Source organism: Chitinophaga cymbidii (assembly GCF_007992715.1).
GTDB classification, from domain to species: domain Bacteria; phylum Bacteroidota; class Bacteroidia; order Chitinophagales; family Chitinophagaceae; genus Chitinophaga; species Chitinophaga cymbidii.
This window is the reverse complement of sequence record NZ_BKAU01000001.1, coordinates 1,557,097-1,574,004: the sequence shown is the minus strand read 5'-3', so window position 1 is coordinate 1,574,004 and position 16,908 is coordinate 1,557,097. Positions and strand designations below refer to the sequence as shown.

The window sequence follows — 16,908 nt, the reverse complement described above, 5'->3', positions numbered from 1 at the left end:
AGATGTTTCATCTTTAGGGGCTTGGGTATCAAATATCTAAGAGGTCACGAAAGTGCCGTCTTTATTTTTTGCCAACAATTTACCAGCAAAATTTTGAGAGAATTTAACTTAGGTTATTCATTTTCCTTGCGGGCTACATGTCATCTTACCAATTGTAATTCATCAAATCTCACTTTTACGAAAACGCCCCTATTGATTTGTCAGAACTAAGCATTGATAGAAAGTTACAGCTATTCCGTTCCCTTTTCAAGGGCCGTGAAGACGTATTTGCAACTCGTTGGGAAATACCTGCCAGTTCACCAGGTGGGGAAGCAAAGAGTGGCTATATGCCCGCTTATTTATATGACCCTTACAGATACAGGGCTCATAAAATGAAAGGAGGCACTTTTCAATCTTACGCTGATAAAGAATATCTACCGCTTTCGGACGACCAGCTTACGAAACATTTGAATGGCGAGCATCTTATAGGGATATACCCGCTATTGCAAGACAATACCTCCTGGTTCATTGTTGCGGATTTTGATGAACAGAACTGGATAGCCGACAGCCAAAAATTTCTAAAATACTGCAAAGACAGAAACATACCTGCATACCTGGAACGTTCGCGTTCGGGTAAGGGAGGGCATGTATGGGTGTTTTTTAGCCAACCTTATGCAGCCATCAAGAGCAGAAAGATATTCCTATCGCTCCTAACTGAATCGGGAGTGATTTCGGTATTTGATAAGAATTCGAGCTTTGACAGGTTATTCCCCAATCAAGATACACTTTCCGGGAAAGGACTTGGCAACCTCATAGCGTTGCCATTACATAAGCGTGCTTTAGATAAGGGAAACAGTTGTTTTATTGATCCCGAAAATTTAATGCCATTTCCTGATCAATGGAATTTCCTTTCTGCGATTGAAAAAGTGAACACCAAGCTACTAGAGGAAATATATAACTCTATTTGGAGTGTCGCCAGCGGTAAAGCAATAATCAATGAACCCGGAGGTAATAGCGAACTAATTGTATCATTAGATAATGCTTTACGGTTAAATCGGTCGGCAATGCCGCTTACGCTCATCACCTTTCTTAAAGAAGAATTGAATTTTGCGAATTCAGAATTTATTATCAAAAGGAAAGCTGGGAGAAATACATTTGGGACAGAACGATATTTCAGGTTTATAGAGGAAGCGGAGAACGAAGTTGTTTTACCACGAGGCTTTGCCGGCAAATTATTGAGATTTTGTAAGGATACAGGTATTTCCTACTCCTTTAAAGACCAAAGACAAAAGAAAGCTGTCGCTTCATTAAACTTTCAGGCAGCATTGAGGGGTTATCAGGTTCCGGCTCTGGAAGCAGTAAGCAAGAAGGACATGGGAGTGATTGTTGCACCACCAGGATCCGGAAAAACCGTAATTGGGTTAAAAATCATTGTAGATAAGCAACAACCTGCATTAATAGTAGTTCATCGGAAACAATTGATGGATCAGTGGGTAGAAAGAATTGAGGCCTTCTTGGGGATTCCTCAACACGAAATAGGGAAGTTAGGAAAGGGGAAATCAAAGATAGGTAAACACATTACCGTGGCTACTATTCAAAGTCTGGCTAAAGAAATAGAAAAGGATGCAGCATTAAAAAATACATTCGGCACAATATTGATTGACGAATGCCATCATATTCCGGCTGAAAGCTATAGAAAAACAATTCACCAGTTCAATAGTCATTATTTGTATGGACTGACAGCCACGCCTTTTCGAAAATACAATGACGGGAAACTGATTTTTATTCACCTGGGGGAAATAATCGCCGAAATTACAGCAGAGCAAACCGGCAGGCATAAGCTGGCTTTAGTTGTTGTTAGAAATACTGACCTGGATATTCCATTCAATACAAAAACAGACAGGTTTGAAACATTGTCCAAGATTCTGGTACATGATTCTTCCAGGAACAAACTGATTTTGAATGACATCACCAATGAATTGAACAATGGTAAAAAGGTGGTTGTTCTAACAGAACGAAAGGAGCATATTGATTCACTACATCAATATCTTAAACAGTCGTATGAGGTCATTACATTGAGTGGTGAAGACTCGGAAAGCAATAGAACTGCAAAGTGGAAAATATTGAATTCAGGTAATTATCAGGCTTTAGTCACCACAGGGCAATTTTTTGGAGAAGGAACTGACCTTCAAAATGCATCGTGTTTGTTTCTGGCATATCCCTTTTCTTTTGAAGGGAAATTGATACAGTATATCGGAAGGGTACAGCGATCAGAAATTGCGCCAATTATATACGATTACCGGGATATTAAGATTGACTATCTCAATAAGATGTTTCTAAAAAGAAACACCTATTATCGAAGACTGGAAAGGCAGGCAAATTTGTTTGATGATCTTATTGATGAAAGTAGTATCGCCACAGAGAAAAGTACAACTGTAGCTATTAGCAAGCAGGTAAATATACCTATTGAATCGTTGGAGTTTAGGTATGGCAGTATTGCGTTTACATACCCTGCCACCGAATTAAATTTTCAGATTGAATTTGAAATTGAGCATGATGACATCCGACCTGAATTCGAAGTTCTAAAGCCATATTTTATCAAAACACTGAAATCTAAGTATATTAATGTGTCTGTATATGCAGAAATAGAAAATGGGCAATTGATGTCTCAATTAGCGACCTCTGAGGATATTAAAAAAATAGACCGGCAGATTATTGAAGGAGTTCGTTTTCAGTTTGTCACTAAACCTTTGTTTAGCCGGACAAATCCTGATCTGAGAAATGATCTAGGCCAGCAGCTTCAAACAAGTCACCCTTTATATGAATCGGGCGAAGAACTGTTGAAAGACATGCTAAAACATACCCAATTTAAACATCATCGGCATCTGCGTCACCTGGCCGATAATCATGCCGGGCATTTGGTGAAAGTGAGATTTGTCTTACAACCGTTTTCTTTCGTGTTTCTTCTGGAAGGCCCCGAACAGTTCCACATCATTTTAGAAACGTTGGATACTGAAGAGGCCAGCTATCTTTGGCATTTTCCCAAAAGAGTTTCCGAATTGCCACTAAGACTAAAAGAAATAGACAATCATCTGGATATTATCCGGAAGCAAGGTCGGCAGGGATTTTTAGCGGCTCCTCCCGAGAACTTCAACCGTATTCTCCACGACTATTCCGATGAGCAGAAGGGATTTGTCATTTGGAAGGATATGCTTGGTGAGAAATTAATTTAGCCATAAGAGCCGTGAAACTTCGACTTCGGTTACTTGTGCCGGATTGACCTTTAGCCGCCTCTGGCAACACTAGCAGCAATAATTTTACCTGTTGTCTATAAATTCTTTCCATGTTCTACGAACTCTTTGGGGACTGTTATCCGTATTTAGCTATCAGCGCTCCGTTTTTTACAATGCTGCGTTTGCCCTTCCCTAAATCCACCTTATTAAGATCAAGGTGTTTGAGGCAACTATGATCCGCTTTCTCGGCCATAAAGAGAAACAGGTGGTTCACATTCACTGACTGGCAATTTTCAAGTGATGTTTGAACTTGTTCGGGAGCAAGATTATTCAACCCTTCCATCAGCTCAAAGCATTCCATGAGTTCTTGTTATTGGGGCAAGATGAAGACATTCCATGATGGTGCGACCTGCTCCCGAAACTTTGACTGAAAAGTTGCTTAATTCTACTGCTGTCAATCCTAAATGGGGTAGTACCACTTAGCTTAAACCAAACCGAGCAATAAGTTTATTCCATGCATAATAGTCGTACTATTAGTACAGCTAAATAAATAAAATTAGATTAATTAATATTCTCCTGAAAAACAGAGCGCTAGGATTTACAAAATTTTTCACGTCTTTTCCAGTTGCCGCAATCGACCTTGATACGATTGCCAATAATTGCGTTTGGTGGTTTCATCCAGATAGGACGCCAACGTTAATTCCTGCACCTTATCTGTTTCGGAAAGCATAAGTTGCCTGATTGCATCGAAGGAGGCCCGGGAAATGCCTGCCTGATCGGCTAGTACTGAGAACTGCTGCATAATTTTCCCCTGCGCTAAATTTTTTGGTAATAAGCCATCATCTAAGGCGAAATCTTTGTCCTTAATATGAATCCGGCTGTTAAGCAAGTCATACGCCGGACTCAGCCGGTAATCTTCCATGGGCGTTTCGAGGAGAGAAAAATTCTTGAAATGTGCATCACCATTTGAGAAGAGATAGTTGAACATGAGCAGCTTCAGTAATTTCGGCGCTTCTACGGGATAAGCCGGGACGTATTTTTGCATGAGCTGAAATAGCTGCAAATAGTTGCCGAGATATTTATAATGTTCTCCGTGAGTTTGAGGCGTGCGCCCGGCTAGTGATGCGAAATCTTCTTGCGCGAGTTTTCTATCATTTTCATCAACATCAAAACGTTTGGTGATATACGCGGGTGCTCCATTCCGGAAGAAGATCAGCGCATTCTCTGCCGTTTCGATATGATATACTTGTCGCGCAATCTGCATGGTAAGGTGTTCATTTGCGGGCATCTGGTCCGGGCGCCGGCCGGCTGCCGGAATCGGTTTCAAGATGTAACTACCTCGTTCCCCCTCGTTAATCAATCGAAGTTTGTTCTTCTCGAGCAGAACTGAGAATTTTTCTTGTACACCCGAGATAGATATGCGTTTTCTGTTTTCATCAAAGAGTTCGTCCATTGCCGCATTTGAAGCGGGGGAATCATAGGGAAGAAGATGACTTACCTTGCGGCCCTTGAAGACCCTGACAAGTGCCGTTCGACTATAGGTATGGTAGCCAGGGGCCAGCGTACCGGGACAATGTTGGATATCTGGTAAATTCATCTTTAATCGATTTTTGACACGGTAACCGCGCCGATGGTATCTGTTTGAGCAATCGTCAGCAATAACCCGAAATAGTCGGTCTTGTCCAAGTGGTTAAGTTGGCAAACGACCTGTTTGTTTGACCCTTCTGGCAGCATGTTGTAGAAGAGTGGGAATAAATAACTGGAATGGTATGGCGAGGCGATCTTCGGCAATGTAAGGCTGATCGGTGGCTTGCTGCTATCTTCTACCCACGATGCGTTATACTGGAATGTGAACGTACCGTCATCATGTTGTGTTAAGACGCCGGCTTCTTGCCCTTTGAAAAGAACCTTGGCTGCTCTCATGAGTTAATCCCCCTGTTTTTAATGATGACCGTTACCTCAAGGCCCAGTGCGTCACCGAGCTTTTGGAGCGTTTGCAAGGTAGGATTGCCCTTGCCGCTTTCGAATTGTTTCAAGGTTCTCAATGCTACGCCGGAAAGTTGAGCGAGCGTCTCCTGCGTCACATTTAGAGATTCCCTTCTGGCTTTCACGATGTTAAAAATTTCCTTGGAGTGCATTATAGTACCTTTTTCATAGTAAATTTAAGCATTTTGGATTAAAATTCATTATAAAGTGCGTTAAAAAGCACTTTTTTAATTAAAACATATATGGAATGTGCCTAAATACACTAAAAAGGGCACTATACTACCTTTTTGAAGACTCATTTCTAGCTATATATGGTAAATAAGCTAAAAACTAAATAGCTGCCCAAAGCCTGACTTTTCATAAACAATCGCTATATTGAACCCTCCTCCCGGTTAACCACCACACCAAAACAAAAAACAATACACAATGCACCTCCTATCCCCGGAAAATCTACAAACCACCACCCAAACCCACGAACCACCCCACACCTCCAACCGAATGCTCCCCTACGCACCCGCCGAAACAATAACAGGCGATTTCGGCACCATCATCAAACAGGAGATATACGGCCCGGAATACAAAGTCTACTACCACGCCATCGAAACAAACATCCCCCTGAGCCTGGAACTGTCGGTGAAAACCCGCGCTATAGTGCTCACCTACATCCTGCAAGGCGCCCCCGCCATCGCGGACACCCGGCTGCCCGAGGGCATCTATTATTCCCTGTTCTACTTCCCGCCCGGCAGATATCCGGTGCAGGTGGAAGCAGGGAGCCACATCATCGTCCATATACACTTTGAGCCGCCAATGCTCACATTGATCGCCTGGAAGTATTTCCCGGTATACCAGGTATACAATGCTTATGACGAGCAGGAGCCGGAACTTGTCAGGCATAACGGATACATCAATGCCCCCATATGGGAGCTGGTGAATCATCTGCTGATGTGCAATCTCGAAGAAGAGGAAAGGATCATGTACCAGCATGCCAGGGTGTTGGACCTGCTGATCAGGTATGCGGAAGAGCTGGCGGTGGAAGATGGCAAGCGTTTGGGCGGACGCTTTAATTTTTCGCAGGAAGATATACAGGCGATCCTGCAGGCGGGTGAGTGGAAGCTTGAACAGCTGGATGAACCCCTGCAGCTCAAAGAAGCCGCCCGCAAGCTGAACCTCCATCCCAAGAAGATGAGTGAAGGCTTCAAAATGGTGTTCGGCGACAATTTCAGCCGGATGGTGATAGAGAAAAGAATGGCAAAAGCGAAGCACCTGCTGCGGAATACGCATATGTCCCTCGAAAGCATCGCCTTCGAGATCGGCTATTGCAACACCTCCGCCTTTATCCGCGCTTTCAAGCGGGAAACCGGCATCACGCCGGCCAACTACAGAAAATAAGCCCCGGAGTACATGTACCTCCGGGGCCTGGCAACCAATGTTACAGCTCCGTCTCCTGCGTGGTCACATTACCGGGCAGGTCATGCGCCTGAACGCTTACTTTTGCCCCTGTAATGTCTACGCTGTTGAGCGCAGTGTACGTCCACAGGTCGGTGCCGGATGCGCCGGCGACCGCCAGCCCTTCTTCCAGTATTTCACCGTCCGCATCGATGACCGATACACGTACGGATTGTACTTTGAAGTCGTCTGTCGCCAGTACGAGGATGGTACCGCCAGCAGATCCGTTGTAGTTACCGGTATCCACCGAAAGGATGACCGGGGCTCTGAAGAAATCTGCCGTTGCAGTGTTGTAAGCAGAGGTGCCTGCAGGCGATTTTGCCGCATAGGCTTCCTTCAAAGCGGGATTGGCAAGCACCGTTTTAGCATAACGGCAGGCTTCCAGGAATTTATTCCTGACTTCCAGCTGGCCTGTGGTAGGCGGGTATGCTTTTACGATCGGCGGCAAGCTGATCACCGTTTTACCGGCGCGCTGCCGGAATACGAGCTCATCGCCCAGGGCACCACTGGTGCCACGCATGATACTGTTTCTTGTCTGTTTCATTTTTCAAGAATTTAAGATTTAAAGAAAATTTGTTTGATCAACTTTAAGTACTTATCGTTAACAATACAAAGCTCGCACAGCCGCATCCAAAAGGATATGTAGCAGCGGAGAAAAAATATACCGCAGGGGAGAATTTTTAGCATCATGATATTATATTATCAGGACACACTGCCGTAACCTGAAGGCAAGGAGAAAGCAAGGAGAAGGCCGGAAGAGAGCAAGGAGAAAAGGGTTAAGATCATATCACAAGCCGTATCTTTACATCACCAAACAAAGCACCCATGGGAAAATTCTTCACCTCCATCGAACCCCACCACGCAGATTTCATCCGCCACCAGAAAATGTTCTTCGTGGCCACAGCTCCGTTAGCGCAAGAAGGCCACGTCAACCTCTCCCCCAAGGGGCTCGACAGCTTCCGCATACTCTCCCCATCCCGTGTAGCATATATGGACATCATCGGCAGCGGCAACGAAACCTCCGCCCACATCGAAGAGAACGGCCGCATCACCTTCATGTTTTGCGCGTTCGACGGGCCGCCGAATATCCTGCGCCTCTACGGGAAAGGGCATACGGTATTACCTGGAACGGAAGAATGGGAAGTATTAAGCAAGGATTTCACGCTCATGCCCTCCACCCGGCAAATCATCGTGGCGGACATTCACAAAGTACAAACCTCCTGCGGCTTCGGCGTACCACTCTACGAATACACAGGCGAGCGCGATCACGTACAGAAATGGGCAGAGAAGAAAGGCCCCGGCGGCCTCGAAACCTATAAAGCAGAAAAGAACCAGTTCAGTATAGACGGGCTGCCAACAGCGTTAAACAAACAATAAGGTCAATACGCCTTAAACATCGGCGTCCACTTGCTCCTCGGCTCAAAATGCCGCCACAGCAACGCCGATATCTTCCGGATCATCACCACCGCTTCATTATCCTCCTCCCAGCGCTGATCTTTAATATTTTTCGTTCCGACATAAAACACATAATCCCCATGCGGCGCATTCACCAGCAGCACCTCCGAACGGGATTCGTTCACCGACCCGCTTTTCGCGGCTACCTGCACGTCCGGCGGCAATTGTGAGATGCCGGTTTCATCGTAATATCCTTTCGTCATCAGCCGGTACATCCTTTCGCTCGCACCCGGACTGATCACCTCTCCCCGGAATATCTTCACTACGAGGCTTGACATTTCCCGCGGCGTGGTCATCCCCCAGCCGTAGATCTTCCAGATCTCCTCACGCCCCGGCGTACGCGAGTTCACGCGGGTGTGCTGCAAACCGTACTGCTCCATCAGCCTGTTGATCTGCTCCCCGCCGCCGGCGAGCGCCTGGTTCCAGAGCGAGGTGGTGTTGTCGCTGTAAGACATCATCAAATGCAGCAGCACGCTTAATTCCGTTTGAGCGCTGTCTTTGAAGAACTGCATGAGGCCGGAGCCGCCGTATTTGGCGGAATCGCGGTACACCAGGGGCTGGTGGTATTTCAGTTCCCCTTTTTCGATCTTGTCGAAAACGCCCACGAGGATGGGAACTTTCACAATGCTGGCGGTAGGAAAGATCGTGTCCGCATTCACGGCGGCGTACCGGCCGGTTTTCAGGTTCTGTACGTAAACGCCCGCGGTGCCATGGAAACCATCCACGATCTCCTGCAGTGCTTTTTGAAGTTTGCGGTCGGGTTTGCCGGTTTGTGAAAACGCAATGGCCGGGAGGAGTAACAATACGGCGAGTTTACTTATCATAGTGGGGAAGTGTAGCATACACCGAATATAAAAAAAGCCGGTGGATGGAACAATGGGGCTGAACAAAAATATTGTTCAGCCCTGTCGGAATATCCTCATCACTCCAATTCAAACCGCTGAAAAAATGCCCACAGCAAGTCATTCGCATTGATCACCTCCGACGGCGCATCGGCCCAACCCGCGGTACTCAGCGCCCCCGGCCACGCATGTCCCCCGTCCCGCGTCAGGTAATATTCCATCCGGTCCCCCCACTTCGTCAGCTTGTATTGCCCATCATCCCGCACCATCACCGGCGTTGCGCCGGATGCCAGCACATGCAAAACAGAATCCACCGGCGGAAAATAATACCCGCCGATCCCGATGCCTCCCTGCGGAGGCACCTTCGTGTCCAGCGCGGAATGCAGGTGCAGAACGGGCATGAGCCGGGAGGGATGGCAGTCCGCCGCCATCATGGTGCAGCTCACCGGCGCGATGGCGGCGATCTTTTCCGGCATCTCGCAGGCGAGGCGGTACGCCATCATCCCGCCGTTGGACATCCCCGTAACGTATACCCTTTTCGGATTAATGCGATAACGGGCCGTCAGCTGATCGATCAGCAGGCGGATGTATTGCACGTCGTCGATTTGATGTTCGGCGGCATAATCGCAGCAGTTGCCCGCGTTCCAGGTGCGAATGCCGAGCGGCCCGTCACTGCGGACGCCCTCGGGGTACGCCACGATGAATTTTGCAGCATTCGCTTTCTGCGTAAGGCCATACTGCCGGTCGAACTGCGCGGCGCTGCCGCCGGTGCCGTGGAGGCCCAGCACGAGGGCGTACCGGGAAGTATCCTCATAGTAACCGGCGGGGAGATACAGCAGGTAATGCCTCGTTCTGCCATCCACCGTTATCGTGGCCGAAATGCGGTGAGGCAACGCATCATCAATATCCTTACCGCAACCGGTAAAAAGCAACAGGCAAAACAGGAGCAGGTTAACAGCAGCGCCCGTCATTTTGATTTTCTTTTCTTCTTCATTTCCGATTTCATCTCCGACTGCATGGCCTGGTATTGCTTGTATTGCTCCTTGTCCAGCACTTCTTTCATCTGTTTGTCCTTTTTAGCCTGGATGTCTTTGAAGCGCCGGTATTTAGCCAGCTTTTTTTCGTTGGATGATTTTAAGGCGGATAACGCCTCCATGTAATCGGCGTTGATCGCGTCTACGCGGGTGGACTGCTCCTCGGTGAGATTGAGCTTTTCCCGGTATTCCGTCATTTTGGCCTTCAGGTCTTCGTTCGATTGTGACTGCGCGCGGGAAACGGCGGCGATGGTCATCAGGATGGCAAACATCATCATTCTTTTCATCTGTTGAAATTTTTTTAGTGGCCAGATGGAACCTCGCATAAGCATGCTCGGTTTCATGCTGAAATTTTTTCAGCAAGTAAAAGGAATCAGACAATAATGCCAGCGGCAAACGGGGTGAAACAGACAAACCGGCGGGCGAAACGATCTATTGAGAAGATGAAATATTCATCACCTTAAAAATGAACCCCACTCCATACACGTTCTCAATACTCACCACGCCCGATTTCCCAAGATGCTTCCGCAACCGCGACACAAACACGTCCAGGCTGCGCCCCAGGAAATAATCGTTATCGCCCCACAGCTGCACCAGTATCTCCTCGCGGCGCAGCACCTTGTTCTCGTGCCGGAACAGGAATTCCAGCAGCTCTGCTTCCCGCGGCGTCAGCATGCTTTCGTTTCCGCCGATGGTCAGCCGTAAGGAATCCTTATAAAACCGCACGTCGCCGCGTTCGATGTAGTTGCGGGGAGAAGAGGGTTCCACGGCGGTGAAGTTCCGCTTGATGATGTTGCGGATGCGCAGCACCAGTTCGTCGATGTCGAAAGGTTTGGTGATGTAGTCGTCCGCGCCGATCTTCAGTCCGTACAGCTTGTCCGAACGCTCGTTGCGCGCGGTGAGGAAAAGGAAAGGCATGTCCGGGCGGATCTGTACGATATGCTGCGCCAGCGTGAAGCCGTCCATGTCCGGCATGGAAACGTCCAGCAGCACGATGTGGTATTTGTCCAGATGCACGCGCACATGTTCCAGCGCCTGCGTGCTGTGCTGGAACCAGGTAACGTCAAAGTCGGAGATCTCGAGGTATTGCCTGATCACATTGCCGAGGTCGGCCTCGTCTTCCACTAATAATATACTCGCTTTCATAAAATCGGGATTGTAATGATGAACGCGCTGCCGGCTCCCGGCGTGCTTTCCACGCTGATCTTCCAGTTATGCGCGTCGATCGCCTGTTTCACATAATAAAGTCCGAGCCCCAGCCCTACAGATACCTGCGGCTCGCGGCGGTAGAACTTTTCAAATACCATCCGCTGTGTTTCCGCGTTCATGCCCACGCCATTGTCCGCGATGCGCAGGATGATGTTCTTTTTATCGTTATGGGTGGATACCTGTATTTCCTTGTAGGACTGGTCGTTGTATTTGATGGCGTTGTCCAGGATGTTGAGCAGGATGGTGGTGAACCAGAACTGGTCGGCCATCACTTCATCCTTCCCCGCGCCTTTTACCAGGCTGAGCTGCACATTGGTGCCGGTGAGCTTCAGGCGGTAGTCCAGCAGTATCTCGTCCAGCAGCGCATGCAGGGAATGCGTTTCCTTTTGCACGGTGACCTTGTTCAGGGTGGTGATGTCCAGCGTTTGCGCGATCAGTTTTTTGAGGCGCCCGGCCTGGCGGTTGATCACTTCGGTGAGGGGGGACACGTTGTCTGACGGCGATATGCGGCTTAACGTGCGGTTGGCGACGATGATGGCGGCCAGCGGCGTATGGAATTCGTGGGTGATGCTGTTGATGAAATCGGATTTCATTTCCGAGAGCTTCTTTTGCCGCAGCCAGTTCCGGAAGGTGATGTAGTAGATGATCACGACGGACAGGATGGAGAACAGCGCCAGGGAAAAGGCGGGCATCATCTGCCGGAGGATGGTGATAAAGCGGTTGGGCGTGTCCACATTCAGGCTGAAACCAAAGCGGTAGCTGTAGTTATTCGGGGCGCTGACGGTGAGCGCGGTGATCAGGTTCTGGTTGTTCACTTCTTCCAGCGTGCCGCCGATGCGGGAGGAAGGGCCGTCCGCTTTGCGGAAGTCGTACAGGTTGATGTATTGGTTGGAGTTGAAGCGGATGTCCAGCAGCAGGGCGCGGAGCGTGTATTGCAGGTCTCTTTCCAGGTGATGTTTCTTTTTGATGACTTCCAGCACGCTGTCCATCGTATTCGCTTTGCGCAGGGCGGCGAAGGCGGAATCGCAGACGCGCCGGCCCAGGGAGTCGAACTGCGCCTTGTCGGTAGTGTACAGCCGCTCCAGCTCGCCGATGTTGCGGTACACGTATTCGTCCAGGATCTTCGCCCCGCCGGGGAAGAGCTTGTCGTTACTGATATAACGCTGGTACTCCTGGTCCAGCACCGTCCTTTCCTCCACGGCGTAATGCTGGTTCTTCAGCTCGTACGTATTGTACAGCAGGAAAAACAGTACGGTGGACAGGATCAGGAAGCTGGTGACCGCTATCAGCTTATGTATAAGAATCGGTGAGCGCATATCCAGGTATGAAAAAGCCCCTCATTATCAGCAAATTATTTCAATTTAGCAAGCCCGTTTGAAATCCGTTAACAATGTATTTGAGGTGTGTTAACAGGAAATGTAAAGATGCGATATTATTTTTCGTTGTAAACAATTACAGACATGAGCAAGAAAATTTACAAAACCCTCCTGGTATCCTGCCTGCTGCTGGCGGTACTGGGCGTGCAGGCGCAGCGGAAAAACGGATGGCGGGATACGGAAACGGACGTGGTGTCAAAAGATTCCATCACCCGCGGGGAGTATACGCTGATCTTCGTGAACAAATCCGAAGGCTTCAGCACCGCCCTGAAAGAACGGATGATCGAAACGTTTTTTAAAGTCTACCCCGAGCAGGCGAAGATCTACAATCCCAATACGGCAAAAAAGGTGACGTTCATCATCAACCCGAAATACGACGGCGTAGCCGCTACAGCCGGCACTTATGTGCATTACAACCCGGCGTGGTTCGACAAACATCCCGGCGACATTGATGTAGTGACGCATGAAGTGATGCATATTATTCAGTCGTACCGCGGCGGCGAAGGCTGGATCACCGAAGGCATCGCGGATTATGTGCGCGCCACCATGGGGGTAGACAATGAAGGCGCCGGCTGGAGCCTTCCCGCTTTCAAACCGGAGCACAGCTACAGGAACGCCTACCGCGTAACGGCAAGGTTCTTCATCTGGCTGGAAAAGAATACAAAAAGCGGCATCATCGTGAAGCTGGACAGCGCCATGCGCAGCAAGACATATACAGATGAATTCTGGAAAGCGGAAACCGGTAAAACGGTGGACGAGCTGTGGGATGATTATGCGAAGAATCCGGTGATTTAAGGACTTTTATAACGGGAGAAGGAGTTGACTGAACATGCAGCCAACTCCTTTTTTATTTCGGGGCAACAAATATCTGCTTCAGCTGATCGATCAGCGCGCTGTTGCCGCTGACGCTGATGCTGCTTACCTTTTCCGCGATCTTTTCCACGTATTCCATCTCTTTCAGTTTAAAGAGCATGGGATTGTCTTCCATCATCTTCGCGGTGTTCAGCAGGCTCCTGGTGCTGGCGGTTTCTTCCCGGCGTGTGATCAGGTTGGCCTGTGCTTTCTTTTCCGCTATGAGCACCTGGTTCATGATATCTTTCATATCACCCGGCAGGATGATATCGCGGATACCGAAGTGCAGGAGCGCCACGCCCAGCTCGTCCGTACGGATCGCTTCCAGCACGGTTTTGCCGGCCATGTCTTTTTTCTCCAGCAATTCATCGAGCGTCAGCCCCGCTACGTATTCACGCAAGGCAAGCTGGCAGCACACGTAGAGCTGGCGCTCGTATTCCTTGTTCTGCAATAAGGCTTTCCGGATGTCCGTCACGCGGTACTGCGCCCAGGCGTTCAAGCGGATGGCCGCTTTATCTTTCGTCAGTATTTCCTGCCCGTTCAGTTCCATCTGCAGCTGACGCATGTCCACCTTGCCAACATGCACCGGCGTGTTGTTACGGAACCAGTGGTAGGTGCCGCTTTCCAGCATCTGCACATATTTTCCGTCCACGAAGAGCAGGGCCTGTTCGTAGTTCTCCACAATGTAGGAGCGTACGTACGGCGTCACCAGCGGGTGCTGCAGGGCGGCCTTGCCGATCTCCGCCGGGATGTGGATATCACTGGTATCCGCTTTCACGAAGGCGTATTCGGTGTGGCTTTTCCAGTAAGCGTAGCGGCCGGCGGTGAGCACTTTTTTCAGGAGGCCGTTCTCGTACTGCAACGCGATCTCCTTATCCTTCACCGTTAATACGATGAGCGCTTCCGCCAGAGCTTCGTCCTGCAGATAGATGTTGAGATCGTACGGCGGCCAGAAGGCTTCCCGTTTGTCGTACACCACCACTTCCTCGGAGAACCACAGCCAGTGGGCGCCCTCCGTCAGCATACGCTGGTATGCCTTGTTTTTGTAGACCAGCCCGACCTGGTAGGCGTAGATGTTTACACGTTTCATGGTAATAAGTTTTTAAGGTTAAAAAAAGCCGGCGATACTTCCATTCAATAAGCACGGAAGAAGGTTTCAGCGATGCGGCTCCTTGCCGGTTGCGCAACTCTTCAAGCGGCACGGGCGTCATTGCATTTACACCAGCCTGCAGGGCGGTTACCGAACATGCGGTAAGTGTCCCCGGCTTTTGGGCGCCATTTTTATAGAAGCGGCTACTTCTTCTGATGCACTACCATTATGCGTTCCTTTTTCAGAGGAGCAGGATTCGAACCTGCACGTTTTCTGTTGCTCTACCAACTGAGCTACCGGTGTTAGCCGGAAAGGAATCGAACCTTTGACACACAGAGATCTGTTGCTCTTCCAGCTGAGCTACCGGCGTTACCCGGAAACGAATCGAACGTTTGACACACAGATTACCTTTGCCGCAACAGCATACAGCGAGCTATTACTCCTGCACTGCGGGGCCATACAGAAACCCTCGCCTGGTTTGCTACAAAGCTCTTCGCTGATATTCCATCAGCATGGCGGATAAAGAAAGATTCGAACTTTCAACCTGCGCCTTAACAGGGCGCTGCTCTGCCGTTGAGCTATTTATCCGTGGTTGGCCCGGTGAGAATCGAACTCACAACTCCCGGTTTAAAAGACCGGTACTCTGACCAGTTGAGCTACGAACCAATATTGATGGCCTGGTGAGATTCGAACTCACGCATCCGGTTTCAGCGACCGGCGCTCTTGCCATTGAGCTACAGACCGATGTTACGATGGCTGGGCGGGATTCGAACCCGCATCTTCCATATTCGTAGTATGGAGCTTTATCCGGTTAAGCTACCAGCCATTTTGGGTGCTTTGGGGATTCGAACCCTCATCTTCCGGACCACAACCGGCCGTTCTGCCATTGAACTAAAAGCACCATCTTGTCGGCTTAACAGGATTCGAACCTGTAACCTGCTACGTATCAGGTAGCTGCGCTACCGTTGCGCTATAAGCCATAAAAAAACCCGGCCGTAAACGACCGGGCTCCTGCGCTGTTACATCATTCCAATTATGTACAGACAAGGAAAGGTCGTTCGGATCGATCAATATGCTGATCCATTCCGGTCCTGTTATTTTTTATCGTCAACAGTTTAAACATCATCCAAAAATTAAAAACCCCGCAATTGCTTGCGGGGCTTCCGTTATTTAAAAGGTTCCTTTTTATCCTTTCGCATAACATGCACCGCGATACCTGCAATCCGCTGAGGGATTGAAGCTGGCCGCTGGTTTAATATGTCGCAATGAGCGTTGCATGTTTATGATTTTTATTTTTAGCGATGCAAAGATGAAATTAAAATCTGAATAACAAAAGCTTTTTCATCCGAATAAACGTCATGAACACCGCTATCATCGCGGATCTCCAATGCAACAGCAATTTTCAGGATCAACCGTGTTTGTCATTTTACAACTGACGGTTATACAGTCGGGGAAATAAGAAACACCGTGTAACTGCTGTTTTTACAGCCGTTCGAATAGCTGTTAAAACTGATAGTTTTGTGACATAATAAGCTATCTTTTAACACATTCTTTATAATTTAAAAAGATAATATTTCTTACTTTTGTAACTCACAATATCATATCAGAAAAACCGTTTTTATAGGACATTGAAAATGTTGAGGATGAAATTACGTATTACAAAGAGAGCATACATACTACCATTCATAGCACTTACTTCCCTGTTCAGCCTGAAAGTTTCCTCCATCGGTAAAAAGAATACCGGTATGGTGGTGGCGGCGCCGGCAGTGGCGGTTTCGGCTGCGGCCATGCTGTATGAACAACTGTCGCTGGATTCACTGGGCCTTTCAAAAGAGGCGTACGAGTTCGCTTTACAGGGCCAGGAACAATTGGCGAAAGAAGGAAAGCTGCGCAATGAAAATATCCTTTCGATTGTTGACTTCAGCCTGCCTTCCACGAAGAAGCGCCTGTTCGTGATCGATATATCCAGCGGTCAGCTGCTGTTTAATTCTCTCGTTTCACACGGACGAAACTCCGGGAAGGAAATGGCGACCAGCTTTTCCAATTCCCCCGAAAGTTATAAGACCAGCCTCGGCTTTTACGTGACCGGCGGAACTTACAGGGGGAAGCACGGCTATTCCCTGCGCCTGGAAGGAGAAGAGAGCGGCATTAATGATAATGCGATGGAAAGGGCGATCGTAATGCATGCCGCCAGTTATGTGAACGAAGTGCTTGGCCGCAAACAGGGCTATATCGGGCGCAGCCTGGGTTGCCCCGCATTGCCGGTAAAGCTGCATAAAAAGATCATCAGCACCATTCAGAACGGCAGCTGCCTGTTCATGTACAGTCCGGATACATCTTACCTCACCCGCTCTAAATTGCTGCAACATACTGCATAACGGCATCATGCGGCCAGTTTGTCTTTTT

The 16,908-nt window shown here is 48.7% G+C and carries 16 protein-coding genes and 7 tRNA genes; 5 read left to right on the top strand and 18 right to left on the bottom strand.

Annotated elements, in window-relative coordinates; translation table 11 throughout:
* Window positions 1–197: 197 nt before the first annotated feature.
* Window positions 198–3,212, top strand: a complete 3,015-nt coding sequence (locus CCY01nite_RS06285; protein ID WP_222614318.1) for a DEAD/DEAH box helicase — start codon at window positions 198–200, stop codon at window positions 3,210–3,212.
* A gap of 136 nt (window positions 3,213–3,348) precedes the next feature.
* Here the strand turns inward: CCY01nite_RS06285 and CCY01nite_RS06280 are convergent, their stop codons facing one another.
* The 4 genes from CCY01nite_RS06280 to CCY01nite_RS06265 form a co-directional block, all read right to left on the bottom strand.
* Window positions 3,349–3,573 carry a type IV toxin-antitoxin system AbiEi family antitoxin domain-containing protein gene (locus tag CCY01nite_RS06280; RefSeq protein ID WP_146858840.1) on the bottom strand — a complete coding sequence of 75 codons (225 nt, stop codon included), beginning with the start codon at window positions 3,571–3,573 and terminating at the stop codon, window positions 3,349–3,351.
* 249 nt (window positions 3,574–3,822) lie between these two features.
* Window positions 3,823–4,809, bottom strand: coding sequence for a type II toxin-antitoxin system HipA family toxin (locus CCY01nite_RS06275; RefSeq protein ID WP_146858838.1), 987 nt, complete (start codon window positions 4,807–4,809; stop codon window positions 3,823–3,825).
* Between the two features lie 2 nt (window positions 4,810–4,811).
* Entirely contained in the window at window positions 4,812–5,135 is a 324-nt protein-coding gene (locus CCY01nite_RS06270) for a HipA N-terminal domain-containing protein (RefSeq protein ID WP_146858836.1), read from the bottom strand.
* Window positions 5,132–5,350, bottom strand: a complete 219-nt coding sequence (locus CCY01nite_RS06265) for a helix-turn-helix domain-containing protein (RefSeq protein ID WP_146858834.1) — start codon at window positions 5,348–5,350, stop codon at window positions 5,132–5,134. Before CCY01nite_RS06265 ends, CCY01nite_RS06270 begins: the two co-directional genes overlap by 4 nt.
* 274 nt (window positions 5,351–5,624) lie before the next feature.
* Here CCY01nite_RS06265 and CCY01nite_RS06260 point away from each other — a divergent pair, with 274 nt between their 5' ends.
* Complete coding sequence (locus CCY01nite_RS06260) at window positions 5,625–6,587, top strand: helix-turn-helix domain-containing protein (protein WP_146858832.1); 963 nt, start codon at window positions 5,625–5,627, stop codon at window positions 6,585–6,587.
* A gap of 40 nt (window positions 6,588–6,627) precedes the next feature.
* On the opposite strand, the gene CCY01nite_RS06255 is transcribed toward CCY01nite_RS06260, so the two are convergent.
* Window positions 6,628–7,188, bottom strand: a complete 561-nt coding sequence (locus tag CCY01nite_RS06255) for a hypothetical protein (protein ID WP_146858829.1) — start codon at window positions 7,186–7,188, stop codon at window positions 6,628–6,630.
* 281 nt (window positions 7,189–7,469) lie between these two features.
* On the opposite strand from CCY01nite_RS06255, the gene CCY01nite_RS06250 reads away from it, so the two are divergent.
* Window positions 7,470–8,021, top strand: coding sequence for a pyridoxamine 5'-phosphate oxidase family protein (locus CCY01nite_RS06250; RefSeq protein ID WP_146858827.1), 552 nt, complete (start codon window positions 7,470–7,472; stop codon window positions 8,019–8,021).
* A 2-nt stretch (window positions 8,022–8,023) separates the two neighbouring features.
* Here the strand turns inward: CCY01nite_RS06250 and CCY01nite_RS06245 are convergent, their stop codons facing one another.
* The 5 genes from CCY01nite_RS06245 to CCY01nite_RS06225 form a co-directional block, all read right to left on the bottom strand.
* On the bottom strand, window positions 8,024–8,923 hold the full coding sequence (locus CCY01nite_RS06245) for a serine hydrolase (protein ID WP_146858825.1): 900 nt from the start codon (window positions 8,921–8,923) through the stop codon (window positions 8,024–8,026).
* 98 nt (window positions 8,924–9,021) lie between these two features.
* Window positions 9,022–9,912, bottom strand: coding sequence for a CE1 family esterase (locus CCY01nite_RS06240; protein WP_146858823.1), 891 nt, complete (start codon window positions 9,910–9,912; stop codon window positions 9,022–9,024).
* A complete protein-coding gene (locus CCY01nite_RS06235; RefSeq protein WP_146858821.1) occupies window positions 9,909–10,262 on the bottom strand; it encodes a hypothetical protein in 354 nt (117 codons plus the stop codon). The genes CCY01nite_RS06240 and CCY01nite_RS06235 overlap by 4 nt, the downstream gene beginning before the upstream one ends.
* 145 nt (window positions 10,263–10,407) lie before the next feature.
* Window positions 10,408–11,121: a response regulator transcription factor gene (locus tag CCY01nite_RS06230; RefSeq protein ID WP_146858819.1), complete on the bottom strand. Its 714-nt coding sequence runs from the start codon at window positions 11,119–11,121 to the stop codon at window positions 10,408–10,410.
* Window positions 11,118–12,500, bottom strand: coding sequence for a sensor histidine kinase (locus CCY01nite_RS06225; protein ID WP_146858817.1), 1,383 nt, complete (start codon window positions 12,498–12,500; stop codon window positions 11,118–11,120). The genes CCY01nite_RS06230 and CCY01nite_RS06225 overlap by 4 nt, the downstream gene beginning before the upstream one ends.
* A gap of 144 nt (window positions 12,501–12,644) precedes the next feature.
* On the opposite strand from CCY01nite_RS06225, the gene CCY01nite_RS06220 reads away from it, so the two are divergent.
* A complete protein-coding gene (locus CCY01nite_RS06220; RefSeq protein ID WP_146858815.1) occupies window positions 12,645–13,355 on the top strand; it encodes a basic secretory protein-like protein in 711 nt (236 codons plus the stop codon).
* Window positions 13,356–13,407: 52 nt separating this feature from the next.
* Here the strand turns inward: CCY01nite_RS06220 and CCY01nite_RS06215 are convergent, their stop codons facing one another.
* The 8 genes from CCY01nite_RS06215 to CCY01nite_RS06180 form a co-directional block, all read right to left on the bottom strand.
* Window positions 13,408–14,502: a slipin family protein gene (locus tag CCY01nite_RS06215; RefSeq protein WP_146858813.1), complete on the bottom strand. Its 1,095-nt coding sequence runs from the start codon at window positions 14,500–14,502 to the stop codon at window positions 13,408–13,410.
* Between the two features lie 240 nt (window positions 14,503–14,742).
* Window positions 14,743–14,802, bottom strand: a tRNA-OTHER gene (locus CCY01nite_RS26575).
* 213 nt (window positions 14,803–15,015) lie between these two features.
* Window positions 15,016–15,090, bottom strand: a tRNA-Asn gene (locus CCY01nite_RS06205).
* Window position 15,091: 1 nt separating this feature from the next.
* Window positions 15,092–15,168 (bottom strand) — tRNA-Lys (locus CCY01nite_RS06200).
* A 6-nt stretch (window positions 15,169–15,174) separates the two neighbouring features.
* A tRNA-Gln gene (locus tag CCY01nite_RS06195) sits at window positions 15,175–15,246 on the bottom strand.
* An 8-nt stretch (window positions 15,247–15,254) separates the two neighbouring features.
* Window positions 15,255–15,328: transfer RNA gene (locus tag CCY01nite_RS06190), tRNA-Arg, on the bottom strand.
* Window positions 15,329–15,333: 5 nt separating this feature from the next.
* Window positions 15,334–15,403: transfer RNA gene (locus CCY01nite_RS06185), tRNA-His, on the bottom strand.
* 7 nt (window positions 15,404–15,410) lie between these two features.
* Window positions 15,411–15,482, bottom strand: a tRNA-Ile gene (locus CCY01nite_RS06180).
* Between the two features lie 663 nt (window positions 15,483–16,145).
* On the opposite strand from CCY01nite_RS06180, the gene CCY01nite_RS06175 reads away from it, so the two are divergent.
* Entirely contained in the window at window positions 16,146–16,880 is a 735-nt protein-coding gene (locus CCY01nite_RS06175) for a murein L,D-transpeptidase catalytic domain family protein (RefSeq protein WP_146858811.1), read from the top strand.
* Window positions 16,881–16,908: the final 28 nt, after the last annotated feature.